Raw genomic sequence first — 6046 nt, forward strand, 5'->3', positions numbered from 1 at the left:
ACGTTAGTTAAAAAAGTTGGAATCTATGACAAGTTTGGTCAAAGTGGAAAAGCTGAAGAGCTATTAGAAAAGTATGAGTTAACAGCAGACAAGTTAGTATCAGTAGTAAAAGAAAACTTGTAAATAATAAAAAAGCCCACAAGATTTTTTTAATCCTGCGGGCTTTTTTTGATTCTAAATAAAAATAGAAATTTACTAATCTTTTACAAATTCAAATAATTTTTAACCTTAAATTAATTTTAGATTAACATTCATCTGGTATTATACTTTTGAAGTTTGAGAAAAAAATAATTTAAGGAGAAGTGATGAAAAAAAAAGAAACACTCTTGGCAACACTATTTTTAATGCCAGCATTAACAATTTTTACAATTTTTATATTTTATCCTATCTGTAAAACTTTCTATTTAAGTTTTTTCCAATGGAACATGATAAGTAAGAATAAGAAATTTATAGGGATGGCTAACTATCTTGATATTTTAAAAGAGGAGAGCGTCCATAAATCTTTGATAAATACATTTATTTATATAGGATTACTAATAGTTTTTAACTTTATATTACCATATGTTATAGCTTACATATTAGCATTTTTAGTAAACAGAATGAAAAGCTTCTACAGAACAATGCTATTTTTTCCGAGTATAATCTCGTTAGTTGTAGCTTCGTTAGTATTTGTATGGGTATTTAATCCCATGATTGGACCTATATCTAAGATATACCAACTATTTAATTTAAAACCACAATTTTGGCTAAAAACAAACGGTTTGGTAATGGTATTAATAACACTTATAACAGCTTGGAAAATATTTGGTTACAACTTGATTCTACTTTTAGCTGGGATATTAGAGGTTCCAACAGAGTTGATAGAGAGTGCTAAACTAGATAAAGTTTCAAATTGGAAGATTTTCTTATACATAGTTATCCCGATGACATCATCAACAGCTTTGTATGTGATGGTTATGACTGTAGTGTATGGTCTTCAGCAGGTATTTGTACCTATAAATGTTTTAACTCAAGGTGGACCGAACAATGGAAGTACAAACTTAGTATATAGTATATATCAATATGCATTTACATTTTTCCAAACGGGAAGAGCTTCAGCTTTATCGGTTATTACAATGCTTTGTTTCTTTATATTAATTTCAATAAAGATCAAAGTTTTAGAAAAAGGAGTTTATTATGAAAATTAAAGAGAGTAAATGGCATATTTTATTTCTATTAATAATAGGGATACAGATTTTCCCGTTGATATATATGTTATCAATATCATTTAAAAGTATGGATCAAATATTTTCAGATCCATTAAGTATAATTCCAAAAGTTATTACATTTAGAAACTATAAATATATCTTTGAGAATGTGACTATTTTTAGATATATTTGGAATACATTTTTCATATCATTTTTGATAACTTTAGGGAAAATAGTAACGAGTGTGCTAGCAGGATATGTTTTGGCATTCAAAGAGTTTAGAGGAAAAAAAGCATTGATATTTTTAATATTAGGAACTTTATTTGTACCGTTCACAGTAACAATGATACCAAACTACCTTATGATATCAGAGTTAGGACTTTTAAATAGTAGTTTTGGAGTTATTTTGCCACAATTAGCTGATGGAATGGGAATATTTATGATTATTCAAAATATGAAAGGGATTCCAAAATCAATTTTAGAGGTAACAAAATTAGATAAGATAAAAGAGACAAAGGTTTTATATTATATAATTCTACCGATGATAAAGAACTCAATAATATCTATGGGAATACTGTTTTTTATAAACTCATGGAATGAGTATTTCTGGCCGCTATTAATATTAAGTGATAAGAAAAACTATACACTTTCGTTAGCACTTCAAATGTTTATAAGTTCAGAGGGTGGAAATGATTGGGGAGTTACAATGGCTATAGCGGGATTAACAATTGTGTTCCCAATAATAATGTATGCGTTCTTCCAGAAAAAAATAATGACAAGCTTTGTAAAATCAGGAGTAAAAGGATAGGTAATTATGAAAGAGATAAGATTTAAAAATATATCGAAGAGTTATGGAGATACAAAAATTGTAAATAGTTTAGATTTAACAATAAATGCAGGTGAGAGATTAGTTTTATTAGGACCATCAGGATGTGGAAAAAGTACAACTCTGAGAATGATTGCAGGATTAGAAGAGATAACGTCTGGAGATATGTATTTTGGTGATGAAAGAATAAATGATGTTGAAGCTGGAGATAGAGGGATAGCTATGGTTTTCCAAAACTACGCACTGTATCCTCATCTAACGGTTTGGGATAATATAACATTTGGATTAAGAATGAATGGTGTTGATAAAAAAGAGATAGAGAAAAGAACAACAGAGGTTGTAAAAATATTAAATCTTCAAGGATTGGAAAAAAGATATCCAAAAGAGTTATCGGGTGGGCAAAGACAAAGGGTAGCATTAGGAAGAGCAGCAGTAAAAAACTCAGATTTCTTTTTACTTGATGAACCTCTATCAAATCTAGATGTTCAATTGAGAAATACTTCAAGAGAGGAGTTAGTAAAGTTACACGAGATAAATAGACCAACATTTATATATGTAACACATGATCAGATTGAAGCTATGACAATAGGACATAGAATAGCAATATTAAATAAGGGGGATTTACAGCAGATAGATACTCCAGAAGAGGTTTATAAAAACCCTGCCAATATATTTGTAGCTAAATTTATAGGAACGCCTCCAATGAATATATTGACAAGTAAAGTTGCTGATGGGCAAATCTATATTGAGGACAGTTTTGTTAGTGCAGATATAGAAAATATCCCAAATTTAAATAATAGAAATTTAGTTTATTTAGGAATAAGACCAGAGCATATGATTGTTCATAAAGAGGATGGATTAGGAAGAGTACAGGGAGAAGTCATTAGAATAGAGAATTATGGGAATCAGAAATGTGTTTCGGTAAAAATAGGAAATGAAAATATCAAAGCATCTATAAAAAATGAACAAGATATAAAAAAGCACGAAAAAGTTTACTTAGAAATAGATGTTAAAAAATGTAGTTATTTTGATGTAAAAACAGAAAAAAATCTAATTTTGGAGGGAAAGTAATGAAAAATAATATTTTGAAAGGTGCTATACTAGGAAGTTTATTGCTAGTAGGATGTGGGAAAGAGGAGAAGGTTACGACTGCAAATAAGCCGTTAGAGATAGAGTATTGGCACGTAGCTTCAGAAAGTTTTGGTGGAGGAACAATAAAGGAGTTAGTTAAAAACTTCAATGAGCAGAATCCAGATATAAAAGTTATTGAAAAATTTAATCCAGATATGTATAAAGGTTTAACACAAAATTTACAAGTAGCCGTAGCTGCGAAGAGAAAGCCAGCAATAGTTCAGATGGGATACTCGTACTTAAATTATGCTCATGATAATTTTGACTTTGTAACAGCACAAGAGGTTGTAGATAAGTATTTCCCAGAAGATAAAGATTACTTCAATACAGAGTTTTTACCAAATATTTTAGAATTAGGGCAAGTAAATGGGAAGCAAGTAGGGATTCCTTACTCAATAAGTAATCCGATTATGTATATCAACTCTGATTTGATGACAGCTGCAGGAATTGATATGAACAATACTCCAAAAGATTGGGAAACAGTTAGAAAATATTCAGAGACAATAAAAGAAAAAACAGGAAATATGGGATTATTCGTTCAAGAGTTTGCAGATAACTGGGCACAACAGGCTTTAATGGAAGGAAATGGAGGACAGATTTTAGAGGAGAGAGATGGAAAGACAATTCCAACATTTGCTTCAAAAGAATCGGCAGCAGCATATCAATACTTAGCAGATATGGTAAAAGATGATATAGCTTTACATGCAACAAATGATGAAGGATTCCAAACATTTTTAAATGGAAAGTTAGGAATGGTTATCACAACGATTGGAAAAAGAGATAACTTCGAATCAAGTGCAAACTTTAAAATAGTTGGAGAGAAATTCCCACTGTTTGAAGGAAACGCTAGAAAATTACCAGCTGGTGGAAATATGTTAATGATAATGACTGAAAATTCAGATGAGCAAAAAGCATCTTGGAAATTTATGAAGTACTTATTAAGTGAAGAAGCTTCAGAAAAGTGGACTAAGGGAACTGGGTATTTACCATCTGCAATTCAAGATGAGAATAGTGAAATCGCAAAGTTTTTAAATGAGAATCAGCTTATGAAAGTTGCAAGTGAACAGTTAAAAGATATGGGGAAATGGGCAAGTTTCTCTGGAGCAAATGCTCTTCAAGCTGAGCAGTTATTGATAGATGTAAGAGATGTAATTTTAAGTGGACAGAAAAAAGCTGAAGAAGCTTTAAAAGAAACTCAAGAAAAAATAATGAATTTAGTAAAGTAGGAGAGCAGAATGAAAGAAAATATATTTGTAAGTGATCTTATATTTTATAACGATACAAAAGAGGAAACATTAGATTTTATAGAGAGAAATAGATTGCTAAATATGGAGTTTTTTTTAGAGCCAAGAGATTTTAATCATACAGAGAAGTTAAATTTTATTTTAAAGAACGCTAAATTTAACGCTTTATCTTTTCATGGACCATATAGATATTTTAATATAGATTGTAGTGATATTTTATGGGAAGAGTTAAAGCTAAATTTTGTAGAAGCTTTAATATGTTGTAAGAAAAATAATGGTGAATTTATTGTTCTTCATACAAATGAAGCTAAAAGAAAAGAGAGCTCTAAAAAAGATATAGAGAGAAAATTAGATGAATTACTTCTACTATCAAAAGAGATTGGAGTTCAAATTTTAGTTGAAAATGTTGGAGTGGATAAGAATATGATTTATTCACAAAAAGATTTTGAAAAATTAGTTAAAGAAAAGCAGCTGAAAGTTTTGATAGATATTGGACATCTATTAGCAAATAAATGGAGTTTAGAAGATCTATTGAAAGGAATAAAAGAGAATGTAGTTGCTTATCACATTCATAGTAATGATGGAGAAAAAGATCTACATGAATCGATATTTAATTCAAAGTTTGACGGAGAGAAGATTTTAAAAATTATAAAATCTGAAACACCGGATGCAAAATTAGTTTTAGAGTATTCACCAATTACAGATAAAAATATATTATTAGAAGATTTAAAGAGAATAGAGGAGATTATAGCTTAATGAAACAGTATAAAGGATATCTTTTTGATATAGATGGAACAATATTACTTGGAAATACACTTATTCCAGGAGCTAAAGAAAAAATAGATGAACTAAAAACAGCTGGAAAAAAAGTGGCATTTTTTACAAATAATTCGTCTAAGAATCCAGAGAGATATGTAGAGAAATTCAGATCAGTAGGGATGGATGTTGTTTTAGAGGATGTTATTACTGCTGGCGGAGTTCTTTTAAATCATATAAAGAAAAATTATATAGATAAAAAAATTTTTATAATAGGAACTGAGGAGTATAAAGATTTATATCGTGAAATCGGAATTGAAGTTGTAGAAAAAATTTCTGACTTTAAAAATCCAAATGTAGATATAGTTATTGTTGCTTTAGATCCAGAGTTAAATTTTGAGAAGTTAGAAATAGCGTGTAGATTATTAAAAAATGATGTGAAATATTTTGCAGCAAACGAAGATTTAGTATATCCTGTAGAGGATAAAGTATATCTACCTGATTGTAAAGCTATTTGTGATATGTTAGAGCTTTGTACGGGCAAAACACCGATTTATTTTGGAAAGCCAAATTCAATTATGTTGAGTTATGCTCTTGAAAGAATTGATTTAGATAAAGAGGAGATTGCTATAGTTGGAGATAGACTTTATACAGATATAGCTTGTGGAACTTTAAATGGTTGCGATACGATTCTTGTATTAACAGGAGAGGCAACAGGGCAGGAAAAAACCGATTTTAAACCAACCTATATATTAGAGAGCATAAAAGATATATAAATCAAAAATGGCGTGGAATAAAAACTTCCACGCCATTTATATATTCGCCATAAAAATTAATCAAATAGAGTCTTCTTCAAATTTTGTGTAAACTCTAAAAATTAAGAGTAATATTTTATATTTTTT

At 29.5% G+C, this 6046-nt stretch carries 6 protein-coding genes and 1 pseudogene; all 7 read left to right on the top strand.

Translation table 11 applies throughout. The features are described from left to right. Positions 1-123 (top strand): annotated as a pseudogene (locus tag L988_RS13530) (transketolase family protein); the annotation flags it as partial. Between the two features lie 182 nt (positions 124-305). Further along, complete coding sequence (locus L988_RS00260; RefSeq protein ID WP_047380392.1) at positions 306-1187, top strand: carbohydrate ABC transporter permease; 882 nt, start codon at positions 306-308, stop codon at positions 1185-1187. Beyond that, complete coding sequence (locus L988_RS00265) at positions 1177-1995, top strand: carbohydrate ABC transporter permease (RefSeq protein WP_047380393.1); 819 nt, start codon at positions 1177-1179, stop codon at positions 1993-1995. Before L988_RS00260 ends, L988_RS00265 begins: the two co-directional genes overlap by 11 nt. Positions 1996-2001: 6 nt before the next feature. Then, entirely contained in the window at positions 2002-3084 is a 1083-nt protein-coding gene (locus tag L988_RS00270; protein ID WP_047380395.1) for an ABC transporter ATP-binding protein, read from the top strand. Beyond that, complete coding sequence (locus L988_RS00275) at positions 3084-4370, top strand: ABC transporter substrate-binding protein (RefSeq protein ID WP_047380397.1); 1287 nt, start codon at positions 3084-3086, stop codon at positions 4368-4370. The genes L988_RS00270 and L988_RS00275 overlap by 1 nt, the downstream gene beginning before the upstream one ends. Before the next feature lie 9 nt (positions 4371-4379). Beyond that, entirely contained in the window at positions 4380-5144 is a 765-nt protein-coding gene (locus tag L988_RS00280; protein WP_047380398.1) for a TIM barrel protein, read from the top strand. Continuing rightward, complete coding sequence (locus tag L988_RS00285; protein ID WP_047380400.1) at positions 5144-5920, top strand: HAD-IIA family hydrolase; 777 nt, start codon at positions 5144-5146, stop codon at positions 5918-5920. The genes L988_RS00280 and L988_RS00285 overlap by 1 nt, the downstream gene beginning before the upstream one ends. Positions 5921-6046: the final 126 nt, after the last annotated feature.

This window comes from Cetobacterium sp. ZWU0022 (assembly GCF_000800875.1).
Lineage (GTDB): Bacteria > Fusobacteriota > Fusobacteriia > Fusobacteriales > Fusobacteriaceae > Cetobacterium_A.

What these genes read in the sequence shown, in the direction of transcription:
- L988_RS00265 (WP_047380393.1), top strand. Translation starts at nt 1,177, where the DNA reads ATGAAAATTAAAGAGAGTAAATGGCATATTTTATTTCTATTAATAATA.
- L988_RS00280 (WP_047380398.1), top strand. Translation starts at nt 4,380, where the DNA reads ATGAAAGAAAATATATTTGTAAGTGATCTTATATTTTATAACGATACA.
- L988_RS00270 (WP_047380395.1), top strand. Translation starts at nt 2,002, where the DNA reads ATGAAAGAGATAAGATTTAAAAATATATCGAAGAGTTATGGAGATACA.
- L988_RS00275 (WP_047380397.1), top strand. Translation starts at nt 3,084, where the DNA reads ATGAAAAATAATATTTTGAAAGGTGCTATACTAGGAAGTTTATTGCTA.
- L988_RS00260 (WP_047380392.1), top strand. Translation starts at nt 306, where the DNA reads ATGAAAAAAAAAGAAACACTCTTGGCAACACTATTTTTAATGCCAGCA.
- L988_RS00285 (WP_047380400.1), top strand. Translation starts at nt 5,144, where the DNA reads ATGAAACAGTATAAAGGATATCTTTTTGATATAGATGGAACAATATTA.